The sequence below is a fragment of the Burkholderia sp. PR2 genome, from assembly GCF_052372875.1.
Taxonomy (GTDB): Bacteria; Pseudomonadota; Gammaproteobacteria; order Burkholderiales; family Burkholderiaceae; genus Burkholderia; species Burkholderia diffusa.
The window spans coordinates 311,578-333,346 of record NZ_JBQRWH010000002.1; the positions used below are offsets into that span (position 1 = coordinate 311,578).

Here is a 21,769-nt window from a genome sequence, read left to right on the forward strand (position 1 = left end):
GGCTGAGCGTGCTTTCCTTCCTGCGGTCCCTTTTTGCTCGGCGCAAATTTCGCCGGCTTCCCGTGGTTCGTTTTCAATCCAGGCCGATCGATCTCGGCATCGACGGGGCTCCGTATTCGGGCTGGGAAGTCGCGATCCTGGCGGCGTCCGGCGGTACCGTCGGCACGGCGACGTACAGTCTGGCACCTCGAATCGATCGGGTATTCGTCCATCGACTGGAAATTCTCGCGTCGATGAGACGCCGCGGCTATGGTCTCGCCTTCCTGTCGTATCTGCATCGAACGTATCAGTTGCCTATTACCGTGATCGACGAACTGCCGGATGGCCGACCGTTCTGGCTCGCCGCGAGAACCTTTCAATCCGGAACATTGCGGGTAACGTCCGGGAAATCATCCGATGAGTTCCGCGACGAACTGCTTCGATGGCGGCATCGGCAGGCGGTCATGCTCGGGCTGCGCCCCCAGTCGAAGAAAACGTCGGATTCCTAGGAAAACCTGCATGCCGCCCCTCGCGTAAACGGACTTGCTTGCCGCTCATGCGCGGCATAGATTGTCTTCATCGAGGTCCAGATTTTCTGGAGGTGCCATGCAACTATTCGTCGAACGTGTCGACGTTTGGGCGGCCACCATCGAGGACAAGCCGGGCGGTCTTGCGCATGTGTTGAACGCGTTGCGGGATGCTGGCGCTGATTTGCAATTCGTTGTCGCCCGACGCACGCCCGAAGCACCAGGCAAGGGGGTCGTGTTTGTCGCGCCGCTACAGGGAGACAAGGAGATCCGTGCAGCCACGCAGGCGGGATTCAATGCCACCTCGGGCGTGTACTCCATCCGTGTGATGGGACTGGATCAAGCAGGGATCATCGCAGAGCTGACCCAGCAACTGTCGGACGGCGGGATCAATCTCCGCGGCGTATCCGCTGCCGTGCTCGGCTCGCAGTTCATTGCTTATCTCGCGCTCGACTCGCAGGCCGACGCCGATAGGGCGATGGACATTTTGCAAAGGGCTTGACCAGCCGTTGTTGTCCCGTGTCTTTGCGTGCCTTCGCGCTTCGTCGTGCCATGTGCGGCAAGTACGGTGCGAGGGCAGGTGGATTGAATAGCTCGACGGTAATCGTTCACAGTTGAGTTTGGATGAAAAATAGACGCGTTGTGATAAGAATACTTATCCCGACAACGTCGATGCGGATGAATGTCGCTGTTGAACTCGCCGCCTGGCAGAGGGTCGGCCGGGATTCGTGAAATTTTCGCCAAAAAATCCATAACCCAATGATTTGACGAATAAATTCTGAATTCCTGCCAACCTGGGAGAGCAGCGTTTCACCCGACGAACTTACCCTTTGCGTGCTTCGAATGCCTGATCAAACTGCCGAGCCCGCTGTACTTCGTCGCTGTGAAGGTAGGTCGACGTCGTCGAGATCGATGCATGCCGCAGGTTATCGGTCTAGTTCTGTCTGGCTTAACTTCGGAAAGGATTACCTCGTTGACGGCTCCGCCATGCGTTGGCGTTGTGCGGCCTCCTTTACACGTCGCCGCGCGCCGCAGTCTCGCGGAAGTGGCCAAACGGATCGTGCAACGGCACCGATTGGTGCTGCATCGGGGTGGCGTCCCGGTAACGCAACAGCGCTGCTACTGCGCGCGCCGCAACCGAATACCCGAGTCCAAGCGCTCGTTCGGCCTCACGGTACGTCACGCCGTCCACCAGTACCGCGCGCGCCAGCACGAGGCCCCGCGCTGAAATCGGTCTGCCTCCGCGGCTGGGCCGTTGACGGGCAGCCACGGCCAAGGTGTCGAACTCGGCGGGCGTAAGCCGCGGCAAGTCCGCGTACGGCCGCTCGGTCGCGTCCTGAATCCCGCGCTGGTGATGTGGCTGCTGCCGCAGCGTGGGCAACGCGGACGCGGTTCGTGGCTTGCCGACAGGATGGTAGCGACCTGAGCGTTCAGGAACGCCGTCAGTTCCTTGTCCTCTCTCGTGTCGTCGGGGCGGCGAAGCACTGGACGGCTTGAACTCGAGTGCACTCTCATCAGAACTGGGCCGTCAGCTGAAACCCGAGAGTCACGCGAGCGGTCGGAAAGCCGGACGGCTTGTACACCGGCGTGCCGGCGAACAGGTCGTAGCCATAACCGCCGAAGCGTGTCGCGACGCTGCCCTTGACGCCTATCACCGCGCCGGCCAGTTGCGTGCCGACCAGCGCGACCGGCTGCGGGCCCCACACGCGCCCGTAGTCGAGGCCCGCGTAAGCCGCGAGCCCCGTCTGCCCGATCGGCGCCTGCAGCTCGTTTCGCCAGTAGAAGCCGCGTGCCGCGGCGAGCATCGTCTCGCCGTCGAAGCCGCGCACGGTGTAGCGGCTGCCAATCGTCAGGTCGTCGATGTAGTACAGCGTGTTGCCTGTGTACTGGCCGTGAAATGTCGTGACGTACCGAAACGGCTGCTGTGCGATCGCGAACGGCACCGACAGGTTCGCGTCGAGCACCGCCATCTTGTAGCGGTAGGTCGGACCGCCGTCGGCCGCCAGGCTGTCGTCCTGCGCGCCGAATGCGCCGATTCCCTGCCGGTACGCGAGCGTGCCGTCGAACTGCGCGTTGCCGAAGTAGTGCCGATCGGTCAGGCCGAACTCGATGAACGTGTTGTTGCGGCGCTGCTGCGGGATTTCGGTGTCTTCGATAAAACTCTGGCCGAAGCGGCGCGAGAGCCGGACCTGCGCGCCGAACACGTCGTTCTGGCTGCGCGACAGCACACGATTCAGCTTGAAATCGACGGTCTTCGAGTTGCCGCTCGCGACGAACGTCTGGTTCACGCCGGCGATCTGCTGGTAGTACGTGTTCGTGTACGCCGAAAGCGTCGCGGTCCAGTAGCCCCACGGGATCGAATAGAAGCCGTTCCAGCCGTGCGAGCCGAGCCGCTTGTCGCCGAGTTCGAGATCCTGGCTCACGCCGATGTTGAAGATGTCGTTCAACCCCAAGGGATTGTCGATGCCGAGCGACAAGTTGCCCTGTAGCCGGCCGGTCGCGCGCGTGCCCGAGTTGTCGATCGAGGCGACCACCGTCCAGGGCTTGCCGCGCTTCACGTCGAGCACGACGTCGCTCTCGCCCGGCACGTCGGCGGGGACGATCTGCATCGACACGTCCTGGCTCGAGACGCGTTTCATCTGCTCGAGGCCCTGCTCGAGGTCGCGCAGGTTCAACAGCTCGCCGTCGCGGGTCGGGAAGGCGGTTTTCCAGGTGCCGCGCAGCTTCTCGTCGGCGAAGCGCACGTGGCGAATCACGCCGGGGATCAGCGACAATTTCAGGGTGCCGGTCGACAGATCCTGTTCAGGCAGCAGCACGCGCGTCGTTACGTAGCCGCGCGCCAGGATAGCTTGCGACAGGCCCTTGACGAGCACGTCGAGGCCTTGTTTGCCGACGCACTGGCCGGCATAGTGATCGAGCCATTCGCGCGCGAAGGCGAAGCGGTCCATCGGCAATGCCGACGCGCCTTGCGCTTTCACGGAAGCGGGCAGCGCGTCGGGCACGTCGAGCGAGAAATGATCGACGCGAAAGCAGGGCGACTCCGACGGCAGTGCCGGATACCCAGCACTCGCCGTCACGCCCGAACGCACCCCGGGCGCGGAGACCGCTCGTTCGCGCTCGCGCGCCTCTTCCTGCTGTCGGGTTTGCTGATCGTTGCCCGGAATGATCAAGCGGGGAGCTTCCTGCGCCGACACACTGGCCGCAATAAGCAGCAGTGCGGCGGCTGGATTCCCCCGGCGAATGGTTCTCATGTATTTTTATAAACTTGATTGTGAATGTCGACTACGTCACGCGCTTATTGGAATTTCAGGGTGTTACTTCCGCTTGACCTGATCTACACGCAGAACCCATCACCTCCGTTCTCCGTGCTACAACATTGCAAGAAGGTATGATCTCCCGAAGGTGAAGGCAGCAGCAAGGCCGACGCTCACTAACGCTCCAATAGTACTGAGTGCAGCAGGTTCGTTGTAAGCGAACCATGCAAACAGAAGTGGTGCCATGACCATCGTTGATTTTAACCAGTATAAAAATTTCGCTCTAAACGAATCCTCCAGATTTCTTCCAAAAAGAAAAAATGTAATTAGCAAGACTGCGAGAGCAATTATTACCGTGCCAACTTCCATCGTCATTTCATCGGTCCCTTAATTTGATCCCAGGTATTTCTTATCCCCCACCAAGGGTTGGTGGATGGATCGAAAAATGGGTCCACCGATTGCGATAGTCCAGTCGCATTACCCAACGGAACACCAATTTGTTTTCCAGCGGCAATCGTTCCCGTCTTGGTCACGAAAAGAACGGCAGACTGCATTAGCGAATTTGTGCCGCCCGCCCATGTACCCAAAGCTTGCCCGTATATTCCGCCCAGTGCTCCCCCATAAAATCCACCGATAGTTTCAGCGGTTGTCAAGGGCTTCCCTGACAAAAAACTCAACCCGAGCGTTGTTGCCAATCCAGAAGCTGCCGCTTTACAAGCAGCGCCTCCCGATACCAAACAGGCAGTGACAGCAATCGCCGCCTTTCCGGTGCGCTCGTAAGCGAGATTCTGATTACGTAATTCTGCATCGGTCAGCCCTGTGTCAAGCTGCTGCTGCCCGGCGTTGTACGCGTCCTGGTTTGGTTTGATGTACTGGCTGTTGTAATCATGATTCGCATACTTAGGATCATTCTTGGGCCCGTCGTAATTCAGGCTTTGGCAACCAACAATGCTACGAATTTCCCAATCGTGTTTGCCGCCAGACGCTTCTGCTGTCTGCTCGTCGGAATTGCGCAGGATTTCAGCCACAATTCGCCCTTCGGCTTCCTGCACGCTGATTCCCAGCTTCTCTGCCACGATCTTCGCATCCTTTTTCGCCCGCGCGTATTCGTCCGGATGCAACTGCCGGTTGAACCGGTCAACGTTGTATCCCGAGAACGCTCCCGCTTCACCGCCCACAGCGGCGCCCGCGCCCGTCGCAAGCGCGTTCGCCACGATGTTGCCCAGCGCCTGATTCATGTTGGCGTTGCCGGTCGGATCGCTGCCTGCGATCGCGCTGCTCAGCTCGTTCAGCTTGCCTGATGCGATCGACGCAATCGCCGCGCCGGCTGCGCCGCCAACCGCATTGCCGCCAGCCAGTCCCGTCACCAGCGCCGCGCCAGCACCTTGCATCAGCGCGCGGTTCGCTCCGCCTTCTTTCCACGCATCGACGCCTGCCTGGTCACCGTTGGCCGCCGCGTCCTTCATCATCTTGTCCGCGTAGTCCCCGATCCGGCGAGACACCGCCTCACCGGCCGCGCTCGCCGCTGCCATCATGTCCGCCTGTTTGGCCAGCAGATTCTGCATGTCGGGCAGTTTGGCAACCGTACCATTCGTGTTCGTCGTATCGCGGTTCAAGCTCGCCACATCCTGCTTCTGGTTCGCCGAATCCGTAATCGTGACCGTTCCGGCGCTGACGCCGCTCTTCGTCGTCGCACTGTCGCTGCCGCTGTCGTTCTGGCCGAGCATGGGCGCGGCACCACCGGCATTCTTGCCCGACGCGCTGCCGTGCGTACTGTAGTTCATCCCGCCGTCGCCGGTCGTCGCGCCCGCGCTGAAGCCGCTCGAGCTCGCATCGTAGTGCGACTGGTTCTGGATGTCGGAGAAGGAGAGGGAACCCGTCGTCAGCGAATTCTTCGACGCATCGGCGGCGCTCGCAATCAGCCCGCCTTTCAGGTCGGTATTGCCGGTGACGTTGATATTGAAGCCGCCGTCACCCGCCTGAATCCCGGCTTGTTCATTAACGCCCGCATAACTGCCCGACGCATTGCCCTTGCTCTGGCTGAAGCTCGCACTGGCGCCGCCCTGACTGATGCTGAAGCCGCCGCCAGAACTCGACTGATGCGCCGCGCTCGACATCGTATCCTGCACACTCGCGATGTTCAGATTCCCGCCCACATCGGCGTTCACCTGATTACCCTTCACGTTCGAGCCGATGATATTCGTATCGCCGCCCGAAATGATCGTCACGCCGTTTGCCGCGTTCACATGACTGTTGTTCTGCGTGGCCAGATCGCTGTTGCCATCGCCGTTGGCCTTCGACATCGCCGCGGAAACACCAAACCCGCCCGTGCCGACCGACACACCCACGCTCGCGCTCTTCGACTCGTTCGTGCTGCGCGTCGAGTCGGTGTCCGTCGTATTGACGATATTGACCTGATTTTTCGCCGCAAGAATCACATCGTTCGCGTTCACGTTAGAGCCGGCGATCGTCATATTGCCGCTGCCCGGCTTACCGTTGCCGGTCGCCGCAAACGCGGCTGTTCGAAGAGTGGTTTTCATAACGGATTTCGTCGCCGCTTTTAACGGACGTAGTCGAGTTCTAATTCAGTTTCGATTGAAACTAACAACGGACCCGGCATATTGCCGGGCCCGTTTTTAAGACTACCGACCTGATCTCTTCTTTTCAGTGAACCAAGTCACCGTGCCCGCGAAAAAACTGAACACAACTACAAACACAGCCATTCGCTCGACTCGATTCCACGTTGGCAATCGATATGGAATGTCGTGAAGCAACCATTGCAATGCAGGACCGGCGGCAAGTTCTGAGATGGAAACGCCAATTCCCATAATAGTGAGCCAAAGCAACACGTTGTATACCCAGCGAAACCATTCAAAGCTGGTCTTGGGACTCATTTCTTTGCAGCTCCGTCAAGCCCGTTCTGTACCGTTGCGCCTGCTTTCTCTTGCACCACACCTCCCAAAATACCGGCCGCCCACGATGGAATCATACTCGGCGGAACATATTTCGATATCCCCAAGCCAAGGTTCTGCCATTCCTGTCGATACCATGGATTGAGGAATTTATTCAAACCAGACTCAGCTCCCGCACCCAGGGGATACCCAAACGCCGTTCCCACAGCAGCCCCCGCCATCGCCGAATTCGGGTTTTGCCCTTGCATAGCCGAACCCGTCAGCGCACTACCAACTCCCGTCATGAACACCGGAACAAATTTCATCCCCGTGGAAGCTGCACCCGTCGCGCCTGCCAACGCAAAGCTCGTCCAGTCAAACGGCTGATTGCCCATCAGTTGGACACCTCCATTAGCCCCCAATCCGAGCAGCCCGCCTACGCTCACCATTCCTGCCGACGCGAGCGGACCACCTGTTACCAAACCGAGTCCGATCTTGTGCTCGCCGGTCTGCACCGCACCGAGATCCCAGTTGCCGCCGACGTTCATGCCGAGATTGCCACCAACCGACAGGTCGACGGCAGCGTCGGATACCCGGCACTCGCCGTCACGCCCGAACGCACCCCGGGCGAGGAGACGGCGCGCTCGCGCTCGCGCGCCTCCTCCTGCTGTCGCGTTTGCTGGTCGTTGCCCGGAATTACCAGGCGCGAAGCTTCCTGTGCAAACACACCGGTCGCAACGAAGGTGGCGGCCGGTAGGAGCGACAGTCGCAGAGCAATTTTCATTTTGACTTGTCAGCGTCTTCGTTGTCGTTCGTTTTGTAGCTATCTCGCGCCTTCTTGTAGCTGCGGTCGAAGGGCTTAATCTTCAGCATATGTGCTCGACTGGAAATCCCTCCAAGCGCCATTGTCGCAAAACCAAGGAGAAATGCCCCTGCCCTGATCCAGCGGGGTATTTGGTCGAGCCCAAGTCCTGCCAACGCCAAGGCTAAGCCCGTCAGAAAAAGCACAACTCTTAGCCATCCTGCGAAATTACCGTCCTCGATCAATCTCATTTCTTTTCCTTGTTGGCACTCGGACCAAAAATCGAATTCAATTGCTGGCCGATCCAGTTTCCGACCGTTGTTGAGACCGGTTGCTTCTTGATAGCTTCGGACGCTCCATTGATGACCAACGATGCGATCGGCACCTTGTCTCCGATCACCTGACCGCCCAGTGCCAAAGCGCTTTCATAAGTGTATTGGCCAGCATTCGGATTTACCAATTGCGATGTGGCATCCGCAGCAATACCTACTACCGTCGCTCCGTAAGCAATCGTTCCAAATGCCGGCGCTAAGGGTGATGGTACGGCAGCCCCGGTCGCAGCGCTGGATGAGATCCATCCTGCGGTGTTCGACACCATCGAGGCTGTGTCCGCGGTTGTGCTCTTCACATAATTCGCATCCGACTGGTCGAATTTCGTAAACGGTCCAGTCAGATGGAACCCCCATCCACTGCTTGCGGTACGATCGTAGTTGAACCGGCTTGGCACCTGACTGTTCGTCGCCGAGTCAGCATTTGCCACGATATACGATTGCAATTCGGGATTTGCAGGCGCCGTCTTCTGCGTCAGAACCATCTTGCCGTCAGCCGTAGCCGGTGCTCCGACCCATTGTGCACCCATGTCAGTCGGCGATGTCCCTACGAGGGTTGTAGGCGCTCCCGACTCGTGGATTCCGTTCACGGACACGCCCATAATGCGCATCTGATCTTCGATCTGCGCTTGGGTATATTTGCCCTTGCCTTTCTCTGCCAGTTGTTTCGCGAGCGTTTTTTCTTCTGGATGCAACTGTCGGTTGAACCGGTCAACGTTGTATCCCGAGAACGCTCCCGCTTCACCGCCCACAGCGGCGCCCGCGCCCGTCGCAAGCGCGTTCGCCACGAGATTGATGCAACAACGTCTATTTTTCAAGGGAGCATAAAAATCCACTGCGATCTCAAGAGATTCGCCAATGCCGAAAAAACCAGGCTTACTCCCGCTGAAATGGCGAGGCTAATATTCGGCTCCATATACGATACCCATAAAATCAATGCCACCCACAAGAATGCGGTTGATTTAAGCCAATACAAAAATTTTTCCTTTCTTGATTCGACTTTTCTTGCGCCGAACATAAGCCATGTCACGAACATCGAACCCAGAGTAATAAAAACAACCCCTATCCCGAAGTTCATTATTTCTTAACTCCCAAGTTTTCCAAAGTGTTCTTGAACCCCCACCACGAATTCGTTGCCGGATCAACCAGCGGATCGACCGACCCACCTAGTCCAGTAGCATTTCCGAGCGGAATTCCAGTCTGCTTGCCTGCGTATGTAGGAGCAGCCTTGGTTACGCCCAGCACAGCTTTTTCAATCCATCCACTTGCTTCTCCGGCCCATGCACTTAGGTTTGCGCCATAGATTCCACCGAGTCCTCCACCGAGAAAGCCGCCGATAGCCTCTGCTGTGGTAACAGGCTTACCCGTAGCGTAATTGATCAAACCAGTGATTCCAAGCCCAGTCACCGCTGCTTTACATGCAGTACCTCCAGAAACTATACAAGCGGTCGCCGCAATCGCGGTTTTTCCAGTACGTTCATATGCGATATTCTGATTACGCAATTCTGCATCGGTCAGCCCTGTGTCAAGCTGCTGCTGCCCGGCGTTGTACGCGTCCTGGTTTGGTTTGATGTACTGGCTGTTGTAATCATGATTCGCATACTGGGGATCATTCTTGGACCCGTCGCAATTCAGGCTTTGGCAACCAACAATGCTACGAATTTCCCAATCGTGTTTGCCGCCAGACGCTTCTGCTGTCTGCTCGTCGGAATTGCGCAGGATTTCAGCCACAATTCGCCCTTCGGCTTCCTGCACGCTGATTCCCAGCTTCTCTGCCACGATCTTCGCATCCTTTTTCGCCCCCGCGTATTCGTCCGGATGCAACTGCCGATTGAAGCGATCCACGTTGTAGCCCGAGAACGCCCCCGCTTCACCGCCCACGACAGCGCCGGCCCCCGTCGCAAGCGCGTTCGCCACGATGTTGCCCAGCGCCTGATTCATATTGGCGTTGCCGGTCGGATCGCTGCCAGCGATCGCGCTGCTGAGCTCGTTCAGCTTGCCCGATGCGATCGATGCAATCGCCGCGCCGGCAGCGCCGCCTACTGCGTTGCCGCCAGCCAGTCCCGTCACCAGCGCCGCGCCAGCACCTTGCATCAGCGCGCGGTTCGCTCCGCCTTCTTTCCACGCATCGACGCCTGCCTGGTCACCGTTGGCCGCCGCGTCCTTCATCATCTTGTCCGCGTAGTCCCCGATCCGGCGAGACACCGCCTCACCGGCCGCGCTCGCCGCTGCCATCATGTCCGCCTGTTTGGCCAGCAGATTCTGCATGTCGGGCAGTTTGGCAACCGTACCATTCGTGTTCGTCGTATCGCGGTTCAAGCTCGCCACATCCTGCTTCTGGTTCGCCGAATCCGTGATCGTGATCGTTCCGGCGCTGACGCCGCTCTTCGTCGTCGCACTGTCGCTGCCGCTGTCGTTCTGGCCGAGCATGGGCGCGGCACCACCGGCATTCTTGCCCGACGCGCTGCCGTGCGTGCTGTAGTTCATCCCGCCGTCGCCGGTCGTCGCGCCCGCGCTGAAACCGCTCGAGCTCGCATCGTAGTGCGACTGGTTCTGGATGTCGGAGAAGGAGAGGGAACCCGTCGTCAGCGAATTCTTCGACGCATCGGCGGCGCTCGCAATCAGCCCGCCTTTCAGGTCGGTATTGCCGGTGACGTTGATATTGAAGCCGTCGTCACCCGCCTGAATCCCGGCTTGTTCATTAACGCCCGCATAACTGCCCGACGCATTGCCCTTGCTCTGGCTGAAGCTCGCACTGGCGCCGCCCTGACTGATGCTGAAGCCGCCGCCAGAACTCGACTGATGCGCCGCGCTCGACATCGTATCCTGCACACTCGCGATGTTCAGATTCCCGCCCACATCGGCGTTCACCTGATTGCCCTTCACATTCGAGCCGATGATATTCGTATCGCCGCCCGAGATGATCGTCACGCCGTTTGCCGCATTCACATGACTGTTGTTCTGCGTGGCCAGATCGCTGTTGCCGTCGCCGTTGGCCATCGACATCGCAGCGGAAACACCGAACCCACCCGTGCCAACCGATACGCCCACGCTCGCGCTCTTCGATTCATTCGTGCTGCGCGTCGAATCGGTATCCGTCGTATTGACGATATTGACCTGATTTTTTGCCGCCAGAATCACGTCGTTTGCGTTCACATTCGAGCCGGCGATCGTCACATTGCCGCTACCCGGCTGCCCGTTCCCCGTTGCCGCAAATGCCACCGTTCCGCCCGCATTCACGTTCGAGCCGCGATTCGTCACGCTGTTCTCGGTAAATGCACTCTTGCTATGGCTGCTGCCGACGCTGACCTCGACCTTGAACTGCGGCGTCTCGCCAGCCCCCAGCGATCTAACCAGATCGCCTGCGGCTACGTTTGCATCCCACGCCGCGCTGGCCGCGGCCATCCCGTGCAGCGCCGCTGCACGGCCATCCTGGCTATTACTGGACGCACGCGATTGACCCACCGCATTCGACACCGCGTCGATTACCGGCGCCTTCAGCGCCAGCGTCAGGCCGCTCTTCGACACTTCCTGCGTCTCGCCGCGGTGGTTCGTGTCCTGCGCGGCGTCGATCGTCACGTTTGCGCCAGTGCCGCTGAGATTCTTCGCTGCGATCAGGTCGCTTCCCGTCACGTGCAGGTCGTTTCCAGCGGTGATGCTGATGTTGCCCTTCAGCGAACCGATCGAACTGGCGTTGTTCGACACCTCGGTCGTCTGACTGGTCGTCTTCAGCGAACTGCTGCCGATCGACACAGACAGGCCACCGCCCGACATCAGCCCGGACTCCTTCTTGTCGTAGTAGCTCGACGACTGCAAGGTATCCTGCGACGTCGTAACCGTCACGTTACGCGCGGCCGTGAGTGCAACGTCGTTCGTTCCGACGATGGTACTGCCCTGAACATTGACGTCCTTCCCACTGACGATGTTCACACCGTCCGCTGATACGAGACTACCCTGATTCAGCGTCATCGTCTGGTCGATCCCGCTCGCGACCTTCACGCCGCTCACGACGTTGCTGTGGCTATGCGTCTCGTGTGAGTTCAGCTCATGCGTTTCGGTCGCTGCGCCGATATTCACGTCACCGGCCGCCATCAGGTTCGCATTGCCCTTGTCGAGACTGACCGTGCTACCGCTGATCGTGAGATCCTTGCCCGACGCAATCGTGACCGTGTCGCCGCCCTTGAGCGTCGTGCCGGTCAGCGCCTGATCCGACGTATGCAGCGTCTCCGCGTAACTGCCGTGGCTATCGCTACCGGAACTGTTGCTGTTCACGGTCGACGTCGCGCTCGCTGCGCCGAGCGTCACGTTGCCCTTGGCCGCGATCGTCCCACCTTGACCGAGGTCGATCTGCGCACCGCGCGCCGTCAAATCGCCGCCGACGCCGATGCTCGATTGCCCGCCGACGGTGACCGAGCTGCCGACCACCTTGTTGATGTCGGTATTCGACACGCCGTTCGCGCGCTGCACGATCTTGTGCTCGCCGGTCTGCGCCGCACCGAGATCCCAGTTACCGCCGACGTTCATGCCGAGATTGCCGCCGACCGACAGGTTGCCCGCGTTCTGCTGGAAGTTGCCGCCCGTCGTGATCAACGCATCGCCCGCCACGTCGAGTTTGGCGGTCGGCCCGAGCGTGGTCACCACGCTCGTCGCGCCGTCGCGGCTCACCCGCGTGTTCGTCTTCGTCGCCGTATCGAGAATCAGGTCTTTCCCGGCATCCAGTTGCAGGCTGCCGGCCTTCACGTTGGCCGACGTCAGGTCGATGTTGTTCTCGGTCTTCAGCGACATCAGCCCGCCGCTTTGCAGCGCACCAAACGCGTTGTCGATCTGCTTGCCCTGAATCGCCAGCGTGTTGTCGGCCTTGATCGTGCCGCTGTTGGTGAACGACTGCGCATTCTGGAAGTCGATGTTCGTCGCGCTGATCAACGGCCCGTCGATGTTCTGCTGACTGGCCTTCGCGAGATACACGACGGGCACCAGCACCGACTGGCCGTCGACCACACGCGTCTCCATCATGATCACGTTGCTGGTCAGCTTCGACACCTGGTCGGCCGACAGGCTCGCGCCGATCGGCAGATCGAGGGACTTCGACAGATCCGCGCCGGCCGCCATCAGCGACTGATACATGGTCTGCAGGTCTGCGTATGGCCCGAGCACCGCCTTGCCGGTCAGCGCCGTGACTTCGTTGCGGACGAGCTGCTGCTCGTAGAAGCCGTCGCCGAGCCGCTTCGGAATATGCGTGAGGTCGACGCCAAGCTGACCGAAGAAGTAGTCGCTCGAAATGAAATTCTTCTGGTTCGTGAACGCCGGGTTCGTCTCGATCACGTAGTTCGCATTCGGCGCCGTGGTCGGCTTGAACAAGCCGCCTTGCGGAATGGTGAGGTTGTTCAGGACGTTCAGCGCCGTCGCGCTGGCGATGATCGGATCGACCGGCGCCGACGGACCGCCGTGCACGGCCGACGCACCCGATTTCGCGCCGCTCGCGTTGCCGCTCAGATTGGTGGGGGTGAGACCCGGCACCGACTGCCCCGGCAGCAAGCCGAGCGACGGAATCGATGCGTTGCCCGCCGTATTGTTGACGCTGACACCCGTGCCCGAAATCGTGCCGTTCGAACTCAACGTCGAGTCGTAGCTCGGCAGTTTGTAATCCTTGATCGATGCCGGCGCCGCCTGGGTGTAACCGCCCGGGCGCCCCGTCACGAACGGCGCATTGCCGAACGGCAACTGCCAGTCGTGTTCCGAGTTGTCGTAGTTGTTGTAGTGATATTGCCCGGAATAGGAGACCGTGACGCCCGGCAGTTTCTGGCCGGACGCCGCCCAGCCGTCCGCGTCGTAGTGCGCCGGCATCTTGATGTCGCCGACCGCCGCGATGTGGCTCCAGTAATTCTGCAGCGTGCCGACCGACGACGCATCGATGTTTCCCCCCGACACGATCTGGCCGGCCGCGCTGATGCCCGTCACGGTCGTCGCCGTCGCGCTGTCCGCATAGTAGGTCGTGAACTGGTACGTGCTGTTCCACTGGCCACCGTGGGGCGGCTCGGTGTAGACGCCGCCGATGCTGTCCGGATCCTTCACGCCGATCTGGCCCGTTCGGCCGCTGATCGGAATCCCAAACTGGCCGAGCAGCGATGGATCGATCGAACTGGTCGAGGTCGTCATCACGCGACGCGTGTTCGTGATCTTGTCGGCGTGCAGTTCCATGTTGCCTTCCGACTGGATCAGCGCCGACGCGTTGTTCACCAGCGCTGCGTTCGTATAGCTGCCGCTCGCGTCCTTGCCGCCCGCCAGCACGACCTTGCCCATGCCGAAGATGGCGGTCGTGGCCATCGTATCGGCCGCGCTCGTGTCGTCGCGGTTCTCGATGTCGTGCGCGAGGAGCTCGAGCGTGCCGTTGCTGTCGGACGCGCCAATCAATGCGGTCGGTCCGAGGTTCGAGATCGTATTGGTTGCGTTGAGCGACGCGCTGGCACCCACGAGCGCGCCCGTATTGGTGAGGTCGGTTGATTGCGTGTGCAGCAGGCCGCCAGCCGTCAATGCGCCCGAGTTCACGATGTTGCCCGCGTTGACGCTCAGGTTGTTGACCGACTGCAGGTTCGCGTTGTTCGTGAAGGTGCCGGGCAGCGTGAAGGCGAGATCGTGGCCGACGTTGAACTGCGTGTCGGCCGCCGCCGTATAGTCGCCCTGCAGGTTCACGTTCGCGTCATGCGATGCGCTGTAGGTGCCGCCGCCTTGAAGCGTGGCCGCCGCGACCGACAGGTCGTGCGTCGAGCTGATCTGGCCGTTCGTGTTCGTGATTGCGCCGATCGTCGTGACGCTCACGTCGCCGTTCGAATTCGTGACGTTGCCGATGGAGCCGCCGCTGTTGTCGAGAGTATTGCCTTGAACATGAAGCGATGCGCCGCTAAGCTGACCACCTTGCGTGTTGCTGATCGACGCTGCGCTGACCGTTACATCGCCGTTGCCGGTGATGGCGCCCATGCCGGACACACCACCCGCATGGCTGTTCGCGATCTGGCTGCCGCCTTGCACCGTCATCTTGCCCGCACCGAGGTCGACAATGGCGCCGTCCGCGTTGTCGATCGAGGCTGATTGAATATCGAGCGTGCTGGTGTCGCCCGCGCTCGATTGCCCCGCCTGGACATGCCCGCCGCGGTTGGATAATGTGCCGCCGTTCGTTAATGACAGCGACGCGTCCGAGCGGAGCAAGCCCTGTGCATTGTTGACGTCACCCGCGATCGCGGCGTTGATGCCGCGCTGCGCCGCCAGGATGCCGCTCGCGTTGTTCCAGGTCGCTGCGTTGACGATGGCTTGTCCCTTCGTCACGATGGTACCCGACGCGTTGTTCAGCGCACTGGCTCCATTGCCCGGTGCGATCGTCAGCGTGCCGGTACCGGCGTGTGTAATGGTGCCGCCCGCGTTGTTCAACTCGGCAGGGGCGAGCGTCAGGTCCGTGCTGTTGGTCTGAATCACGCCGGCGGCCGAGTTGTCGAGCGTGCCGCTGACGTTCATGCCCATCGCCGACGAACCGTACTGCGTGATGGTGCCGCCGCGGTTCGCGAGGTTCGCAGCTGTCAGCGTGAGCTGGTTCGCTTCGAGCTTGCCGCTGCTGTTGTCCAGCGTCGAGTCGGCCGAGACCGACAGGTTCGGCGCGACGATCGAGCCGCCCTGATTCGTCATCGAACCCGTGTGGATCGTCGCGTTCGTGCCCGCACCGATCTGGCCGCCGTCGTTCGTCAGCGTACCGCTGGTGACGCTCACGTCCGTGTTCGACAACAGCTTGCCGCCTGCATTGTTCAGCGTGCCGGCGACGGTTGCCGCCAATCCGTTCTGCGCGCTGATCGAGCCCGACGCGTTGTTCAGCGTGCCGGTTTGCGCGACGACTCGGCCGTTACTCGCGATCGAGCCGCCGACGTTTGATAGCGAGCCGGATTGGCTACCGAGCGTCAGCGCGCCGGTGCCGGCATGGGTGATGGTGCCGCCGTCGTTCTTCAGCACTGCTGGCGCGAGCGTCAGGTCGGTGCTATTGGTCTGCAGCGTGCCGCGGCTGGAATTGTCGAACGTGCCCGACACGTTGACGGCCATTGCGCCGGCGCCGGTCTGCGTGATGGTGCCGCCGTGGTTCACGACATCGGTTGCGTTCAACGAGACCTGAGCAGCCTGCACGGTGCCGGCGCTGTTGTCGAGCGTCGTGCCGCTGAGCGTCGCCGTCTGGCCGACAATCGAACCACCGCTGTTCGCCAGGTGCGCGTCGGCATCGACCACGACGGCCTGGGCGGCCTGCAGCGTGCCGCTACCGTTGTCGACCGACTCGCCCGCAACACGCAGATTCGTATTGGACGTGATCGCGCCGCGGTTGACAACGTTTGCGCCCTGGACCGACACGTCACCGTTGCCGCCGATGACGCCGCCTTGCGCACCGTTTGCCGTCGTACCCGCCGCGTTCGTCAGTTGACCGGTTGCGCTCAGCGTCAGCCCGTCACCGTTCAGCGAAGTGATCCGGCCCGCCGTGTTGTCGATCGTGATCCCGTCGACCGACGCGTGCCCGGCGCTCTGGATCGTGCCTTGATTGTTCGCGATGGCGCCACCGCGCACGTCCGCCGTGCTTTCGGAGACCAGTTCGCCGGACTGGTTGGCAACCTGGCCGGCCACGTTGACCGACAGCGGGCCTTGCGACGAGACCTTGCCGCCCTGGTTCGAGAGGCTGCCGCCGGAAAGCATGGTGCTGCCGCCGCTCGACAGGCTGCCGTGATCGTTGATCACCGTGCCCGACGCGTTCGCCGAGACAGCCCCTTGGGCGCTCGTCGTCGCGTTTGCGAGATTCACATCGCCGGCTGTCGCGCTCAGCGACAGATTGCCGTTCGCCGCGGTCTGGCTACCGGAGAGATTCACGTTGCCGCCGGTCAGCGACGCATTGCCGCCCGCGACGTTCTGGCCGGTCGCGCTCGGCTGGCCCGACGCCGTCACGTTCAGATCGCCGCCGCGTCCGACGGAGCCGTCGTTGTTCACGCCCGCGCCGAGCGTGCCCGTCGAGTTGACGCTGCCCGCGTTCACGGTCGTATTCTGTTGCGCGGCGAGTGTCCCGGTGTTCGTCAGATCGGCGGCGGTATTCACCGACGCCGACTGTTGCGCGTATGTCGTGCCGCTGTTCTGGATGCCACCGGCAGCCGACAGTGCGAGGTTGCCGCTCGCCGTGGTCTTGCCCGTCAGCACGAGCCGGCCGTTCGACTGCAGCGTCAGGTCACCGGCCTGTGCGGCGATCGTGCCGGCGTTGGCCACCCCCACACCGAACTCGTTCGACGCGAGGAAGATCCGATCACTATACATACCGCCCAACTGGCTCACGTCGATCGCGACCGACGGGGCGGGGCCGTCGCCGGCGATCGGCGTCGCGGCGAGCGTGTCGTGGTTGACCTGGGCCGCGCCGGCAATCACGTTCAGGTTCTTCGCGTAGACAGCGGCGTTCACCTGCACCGCGCGCGCAATCAGATCGACCCCGTCGATGTTCGACGCGTTCAGGCCAGCGCCGGCGACCGTCACGAGCCCCCGGTTGACGTTGTAGCCGGCAAGTGAGCCGTCGGCACCGTAGTACGGCACGCCCGTGGTCAGGGTCGCGCGACTGGTATTGATAAAGGACGCCCCATCGAGAAAAATGCCCGAAGGATTCGCTAGGACAAGCTCCGCTCGAGCGCCTGCGATCTCCAAAGCGCCGCGAATTTGGGAAGGGTTCGGGCTGTTGACCTGGTTGACGATGATCCGTGCGGCTTGGCCCGCGCCGTAATTCGGGTTACCGTTGATCCAGCCCGCCTGCTGGGTCTGGACCGTCGTGGCCGAGTTGTTCAGAATCGCGCCGGCGCGCGAGACGTCGAACTGGTTGTAGGTGTTGACCGAAACGCCGGCGCCCGACGGCGCTGCCACGTTGACCTGAGGCAAGCCGTTCGGCGTCTGGATCACGTGCGTGGGGGTGCCCGGCGTTAGGACGATTTGCGCATCGGACAGCGTAGGCAGCATGCCGAGCGCGGTGATACCCGCGACTGCGGCGAGTGCGCCCGACGTGGATGAGCGCCGGCGAGCGCGCGCCTCGCCAGTAGCCGATTTGCCCTCGGTGGTCGCCGTCTCCGCAACGGCCACCACCATACCCCGAAGCCTGGAATACACCAGGCGATGCGTATTTTTGTTCATTCTTGCCGACGCGGCCCGCGCCTATTCGTTGGATTATTTTGCGCGAGCTTACTAAATCCCCGAAAGACGACTGTCAACAATTGCCAAGCCGTTGACGGAAAAAGACAAATTCCGGTTTTCAGACGCGTCCGATTGACGAGGCACGTTGCTGGCGTGCAGCGGAAAGCCGAACGAAAAAAAGCCGACGCAAACGCGTCGGCTTGAAAATGTTCCAGCAGGTCGGGGAACCCGGCCAGAACCTGAGAGGCCGGCATCATCCCATACGCGGCAACCCGATGTCTCCGGCGTCGCCTTCGGCGTCATTCAGCAGCAACGCCGCCGCGCTACTAGCCCGATCGCCGCCGACGCTACAAACACATCGAGTCACTGTTTCGCGCAAGCATCGATTGGTCCTTGATCGAGCGGCATTTCCCGGACATGCTCCGCGTCGCGATCTCAATCAAGGCCGGCCGAATGACGCCCTCGACGATCCTGCGACGGCTCGGCTCTGGGAGTGTGAAGAACAAGCTGTACTTCGCGTTTCGCGAGCTCGGTCGCGTGATCCGGACGATGTTCCTGCTGCGCTACATCAACGACCCGGAGATGCGCCAAACGATTCACGCGGCGACCAACAAGAGCGAGCAGTTCAACGACTTCTCGAAATGGCTGATGTTCGGCGGCGAAGTCATTGCGGAAAATCTCCGGCACGAGCAGCGCAAGGTCATCAAATACAACCAGCTTGTCGCGAACATGGTGATCCTCTACAACGTGCAATGGATGTCGAGGACGCTGAAAGCGCTGCAGGAGAAGGGGCATCCCGTCGACGCCGACGTACTGCAGGCGCTGTCGCCGTATCGCCGCGACCACATCAATCGGCTCGGGTCATATCTGCTGGGCCTTCATCGCAAAGCTCCGCCGCTCGACCCGTCAATATATTTTTCGTTTAAATCAGCCGCTTAAGTACTTTTTGGCGAAAATTTCGCGAATCCCGGCCGACCCTCTGGCATGTTCGGTCGGAAGGGGCGGCGCTGCGGTATTTAGGTGCGTGGCGCGCGGGCGTCGAAGTCCCGGACGAGATCGGAGCAGGATGCAGGGCGGACGCCGCCTGCGCATCCCTGCTCAATCGCGCGTCCGCCGAAGCGCGCGCCCCATCTCGGCGATCGGCATCGCCGCGATCGAATTCAGCAACCGCGTCTCTCCGGCGTCCGGGCGCGCGATTGCCCGCACGTCATCGAGCGTCTGCGCCACGTGGCGATCGAGCGGTTCGAGAAAGCGCCGCAGCTCGCTCTCCGCCGCCTTGTCCCTGAGCCCGATTGCCTGTCCGAACGCGATCAGCGCATCCACATCGATATCGACAAATCGCGTCGCGGTGCCGAGCGGCATCGTCAGTTCGCAGTGCGGCCAATGATCGCCACGATGGTCGGGCCGGTGCGTCGGCGTGTGATACACGACCGTGCTGACGATGTCATAGAACGGCGCAAGCCGGTAACCGCGCGCGTCGACGAAGAACGACAGGTTCTTCAGGTGCGCGTCGGCATTGCCGACCACCACGTTGAACACGGTCCAGCGGAATACCGACAGGCGTGCCAGCGCGCGCGTGCTGGTGCGGTCGATCGCGCGGGCAAGCTCCTGCGCATTCGCGCGCTGGTACTTGAAGCCGCGGTCGTAGTTGAGCAGCTGCATCGCGTCGATCGTATGCACGCGCCCGGCCGGCGCCGACGCGACGTCGCGGTCGAACCGGTCGATCACGTAGCACGCGGATGGCGCGCGCAGGAAGTGCACGTCGGGCACGTCGAGCCCCATCCGCTTCGCGAGCTTCATGCAGAAGAATTCGTTGATCGCCGAGTGCGGGTAGCCGGCCGCGCGCATGTCCGGCTTGAGCAGGTGCATCGACGGCTCGCTGCCGACCGGCTCGTACAGCGTGTAGTCGGATGCGTTGCCGCGCAGCACCACCAGCAGCTTCTGCTGCGCGCCGGCCGCCGACATGCGCTTGGGTGCGGTGGCCGTCAGCGCGCGCTCGGGCATTGCCTGGATCCGACGTTCGAGCTCGTCGAGCGGCAGTGGCTGCAGGCTGCCGGGCGCTTCCTGTTCGCCGTCGGCCAGCAGCGTCAGCGCGCCGGCCGATTCGCGCCCGAAGTACGCGAGCAGGCCCCACGCGTCGGCGGCATCGACCTTCGCCTCGCGCGCGAGCGACGTGCGCATGCCTTCCTCCGGCAGCAGGTTGTCGAAGAACCACTGGACCGGGCGATCGGTAGACGTATCGGTGAAGGTGCCGGCGCGCAGCGCGAACGCCGGCGACAGCGGATAGGCGGTCGGGGACGCGAGCCATTGCGGGTCGTACGTGAACGACCAGATCCCTTTGTCGTCGGTCAGCGTGCCCATGCGCTCGCCGTTGGCGGAGGCGATCAGCGTTCTAGCCGCCATGGCTGCTCCTGCGGCGTTGCGCGGCCTTCAGCGCGGTGGCTTCCGAAATCTCGACCGACGACTCGGCGTACAGGCGCACGCCCAGCTCGCCGAGCAGCATCATGACCTTGCCGATTTGCGCGGTCGGCTTGCCGGCTTCCACCTGGCTGATGAATTTCGGCGACAGCCCGGTCGCGTTCGCGAGTTCGTCGCGCGTGAACCCCTGCTGGAGCCGCGCCGCGCGGATGAGATGGGCGAGCGCGCCGATCGTGTCGACGGACTGGGACTCCGACATGACGTTCTCCGTACTTCGTATCTGATCGGGAACAGTATTGCACAAGTCGGCGGCCCGGGCATCATTCCGTATCCGTACAGGAACGAAAGCCCAGTAAAAGGACTCGGAACATCGTTTCGTACCCGAACGGGAACAAAAACTCGTAGAGCTGCATGTTGAAACCGCCTTCGTATCCAATCGAATACGAAAAAGTGTCGAGCCGGTCAGGCCGGCGAGGACGCATGGCGCCGACGGTTATCCGCCGGCGGCGATCACGGTCAGTGGGCCAACGTCGTCGTCGACGGCCCGCGCGGCGCGCGTCCGTCATTCCACAAACAGGTCGGGCCCGAACCTTGCGCCCCGCAAGCGCCGCCCGCGGCCGCACCGCGACGTGTCACACATGACGGATTGGGAGGGAGGCGCGCATGGAGCCGATGCCGGTCGTACTTCAGTGGGATGCGGTCCTCGTCAGGATCGCCCTCGCGCTGGTCGCGGGCGGGCTGATCGGTCTCGATCGCAGCGAATCCGGCAAGACGGCCGGGCTGCGCACGACGATCCTCGTCTGCCTTGCCGCGTGCCTGTCGATGCTTCAGGTCAATGCGTTGCTGCTGCAGGCCGGCAAGCCGCAGGGCGCGTTCTCGGTGCTCGACCTGATGCGCCTGCCGCTCGGCATCCTGACCGGGATGGGCTTTATCGGCGGCGGCGCGATCCTGCATCGCGACGGCCTCGTATCCGGCGTGACGACGGCCGCGACGCTGTGGTTCGTGACCGTGGTCGGTCTGTGCATCGGCGGCGGCCAGTTGTCGCTCGGCGCGCTCGGACTCGTGCTCGGACTCCTCGTCGTGTGGCCGCTGCGGCTGGTCGAGCAGCGCGTGCGGCGCGTCAGGACGGCACTGATCACGATCGAGTACGAATTCGGCTCGCCGGCGCGCGAGCGTCTGACGACCGGGCTGCGCGACGCTGGCTTCGCGTGTCGCACGCGCGGTTTTCGCGAAACGGCCGCGCGTGCGGCGCGCGAAGAGGAACTGTTCGTAGCGTGGCGCGAACCGGCCAATGCCGATGCGATGCTGCCTCAATTGATCCGGATCGCCGAATTGGCTGGCCTGACTTCGATCCGTTGTTCCGCGGAGAACTGAGCCGCACGACGCTTTCCAA

The 21,769-nt window shown here is 61.9% G+C and carries 12 protein-coding genes and 3 pseudogenes; 5 read left to right on the top strand and 10 right to left on the bottom strand.

Annotated elements, in window-relative coordinates:
* The first annotated feature begins 8 nt into the window (after positions 1-8).
* Complete coding sequence (locus tag ACT2FV_RS13005; protein WP_239007298.1) at positions 9-488, top strand: hypothetical protein; 480 nt, start codon at positions 9-11, stop codon at positions 486-488.
* A 97-nt stretch (positions 489-585) separates the two neighbouring features.
* Complete coding sequence (locus ACT2FV_RS13010) at positions 586-1,008, top strand: ACT domain-containing protein (RefSeq protein WP_151049270.1); 423 nt, start codon at positions 586-588, stop codon at positions 1,006-1,008.
* Positions 1,009-2,020: 1,012 nt separating this feature from the next.
* On the opposite strand, the gene ACT2FV_RS13015 is transcribed toward ACT2FV_RS13010, so the two are convergent.
* The 7 genes and pseudogenes from ACT2FV_RS13015 to ACT2FV_RS13045 all read right to left on the bottom strand — a co-directional run bounded on the left by ACT2FV_RS13015 (position 2,021) and on the right by ACT2FV_RS13045 (position 8,312).
* Entirely contained in the window at positions 2,021-3,757 is a 1,737-nt protein-coding gene (locus ACT2FV_RS13015) for a ShlB/FhaC/HecB family hemolysin secretion/activation protein (RefSeq protein WP_444504037.1), read from the bottom strand.
* Between the two features lie 1,109 nt (positions 3,758-4,866).
* A pseudogene (locus ACT2FV_RS13020) lies at positions 4,867-6,279 on the bottom strand (hemagglutinin repeat-containing protein); the annotation flags it as partial.
* Between the two features lie 123 nt (positions 6,280-6,402).
* Positions 6,403-6,654, bottom strand: a complete 252-nt coding sequence (locus ACT2FV_RS13025; protein WP_151052485.1) for a hypothetical protein — start codon at positions 6,652-6,654, stop codon at positions 6,403-6,405.
* The gene (locus tag ACT2FV_RS13030) at positions 6,651-7,199 is read right to left on the bottom strand and encodes a hypothetical protein (RefSeq protein ID WP_151052487.1); all 549 of its coding nucleotides are present in this window, start codon (positions 7,197-7,199) and stop codon (positions 6,651-6,653) included. The genes ACT2FV_RS13025 and ACT2FV_RS13030 overlap by 4 nt, the downstream gene beginning before the upstream one ends.
* 26 nt (positions 7,200-7,225) lie before the next feature.
* Positions 7,226-7,435: pseudogene (locus ACT2FV_RS13035) on the bottom strand (ShlB/FhaC/HecB family hemolysin secretion/activation protein); the annotation flags it as partial.
* On the bottom strand, positions 7,432-7,704 hold the full coding sequence (locus ACT2FV_RS13040) for a hypothetical protein (protein WP_060310385.1): 273 nt from the start codon (positions 7,702-7,704) through the stop codon (positions 7,432-7,434). The gene ACT2FV_RS13040 and the pseudogene ACT2FV_RS13035, both read right to left, overlap by 4 nt.
* Positions 7,701-8,312 carry a hypothetical protein gene (locus tag ACT2FV_RS13045; RefSeq protein WP_444504038.1) on the bottom strand — a complete coding sequence of 204 codons (612 nt, stop codon included), beginning with the start codon at positions 8,310-8,312 and terminating at the stop codon, positions 7,701-7,703. The genes ACT2FV_RS13040 and ACT2FV_RS13045 overlap by 4 nt, the downstream gene beginning before the upstream one ends.
* 45 nt (positions 8,313-8,357) lie before the next feature.
* Between ACT2FV_RS13045 and ACT2FV_RS13050 the strand changes: the two genes are divergently transcribed.
* A complete protein-coding gene (locus tag ACT2FV_RS13050) occupies positions 8,358-8,870 on the top strand; it encodes a hypothetical protein (RefSeq protein WP_444504039.1) in 513 nt (170 codons plus the stop codon).
* Here the strand turns inward: ACT2FV_RS13050 and ACT2FV_RS13055 are convergent.
* Positions 8,860-17,958 (bottom strand): hemagglutinin repeat-containing protein, encoded by a 9,099-nt coding sequence (locus ACT2FV_RS13055; RefSeq protein ID WP_444504040.1) that lies wholly within the window; start codon positions 17,956-17,958, stop codon positions 8,860-8,862. The two genes, ACT2FV_RS13050 and ACT2FV_RS13055, sit on opposite strands and share 11 nt — an antisense overlap.
* A gap of 330 nt (positions 17,959-18,288) precedes the next feature.
* Here ACT2FV_RS13055 and ACT2FV_RS13060 point away from each other — a divergent pair.
* Positions 18,289-18,897: pseudogene (locus tag ACT2FV_RS13060) on the top strand (Tn3 family transposase); the annotation flags it as partial.
* A 159-nt stretch (positions 18,898-19,056) separates the two neighbouring features.
* Here ACT2FV_RS13060 and ACT2FV_RS13065 read toward each other — a convergent pair.
* Both ACT2FV_RS13065 and ACT2FV_RS13070 read right to left on the bottom strand, forming a co-directional pair.
* The gene (locus tag ACT2FV_RS13065; RefSeq protein WP_444504041.1) at positions 19,057-20,361 is read right to left on the bottom strand and encodes a HipA domain-containing protein; all 1,305 of its coding nucleotides are present in this window, start codon (positions 20,359-20,361) and stop codon (positions 19,057-19,059) included.
* Positions 20,351-20,635, bottom strand: coding sequence for a helix-turn-helix domain-containing protein (locus tag ACT2FV_RS13070; protein WP_059602554.1), 285 nt, complete (start codon positions 20,633-20,635; stop codon positions 20,351-20,353). The genes ACT2FV_RS13065 and ACT2FV_RS13070 overlap by 11 nt, the downstream gene beginning before the upstream one ends.
* 404 nt (positions 20,636-21,039) lie before the next feature.
* Between ACT2FV_RS13070 and ACT2FV_RS13075 the strand changes: the two genes are divergently transcribed.
* The gene (locus ACT2FV_RS13075) at positions 21,040-21,750 is read left to right on the top strand and encodes an MgtC/SapB family protein (RefSeq protein ID WP_444504042.1); all 711 of its coding nucleotides are present in this window, start codon (positions 21,040-21,042) and stop codon (positions 21,748-21,750) included.
* Positions 21,751-21,769 lie beyond the last annotated feature (19 nt).

Excerpts from the sequence above, each read along its gene's own strand:
- ACT2FV_RS13025 (WP_151052485.1), bottom strand. The coding sequence starts at position 6,654 with ATGAGTCCCAAGACCAGCTTTGAATGGTTTCGCTGGGTATACAACGTG.
- ACT2FV_RS13075 (WP_444504042.1), top strand. The coding sequence starts at position 21,040 with ATGGAGCCGATGCCGGTCGTACTTCAGTGGGATGCGGTCCTCGTCAGG.
- ACT2FV_RS13055 (WP_444504040.1), bottom strand. The coding sequence starts at position 17,958 with ATGAACAAAAATACGCATCGCCTGGTGTATTCCAGGCTTCGGGGTATG.
- ACT2FV_RS13070 (WP_059602554.1), bottom strand. The coding sequence starts at position 20,635 with ATGTCGGAGTCCCAGTCCGTCGACACGATCGGCGCGCTCGCCCATCTC.
- ACT2FV_RS13045 (WP_444504038.1), bottom strand. The coding sequence starts at position 8,312 with ATGGGTGCACAATGGGTCGGAGCACCGGCTACGGCTGACGGCAAGATG.
- ACT2FV_RS13030 (WP_151052487.1), bottom strand. The coding sequence starts at position 7,199 with ATGAACGTCGGCGGCAACTGGGATCTCGGTGCGGTGCAGACCGGCGAG.
- ACT2FV_RS13065 (WP_444504041.1), bottom strand. The coding sequence starts at position 20,361 with ATGGCGGCTAGAACGCTGATCGCCTCCGCCAACGGCGAGCGCATGGGC.
- ACT2FV_RS13040 (WP_060310385.1), bottom strand. The coding sequence starts at position 7,704 with ATGAGATTGATCGAGGACGGTAATTTCGCAGGATGGCTAAGAGTTGTG.
- ACT2FV_RS13010 (WP_151049270.1), top strand. The coding sequence starts at position 586 with ATGCAACTATTCGTCGAACGTGTCGACGTTTGGGCGGCCACCATCGAG.
- ACT2FV_RS13015 (WP_444504037.1), bottom strand. The coding sequence starts at position 3,757 with ATGAGAACCATTCGCCGGGGGAATCCAGCCGCCGCACTGCTGCTTATT.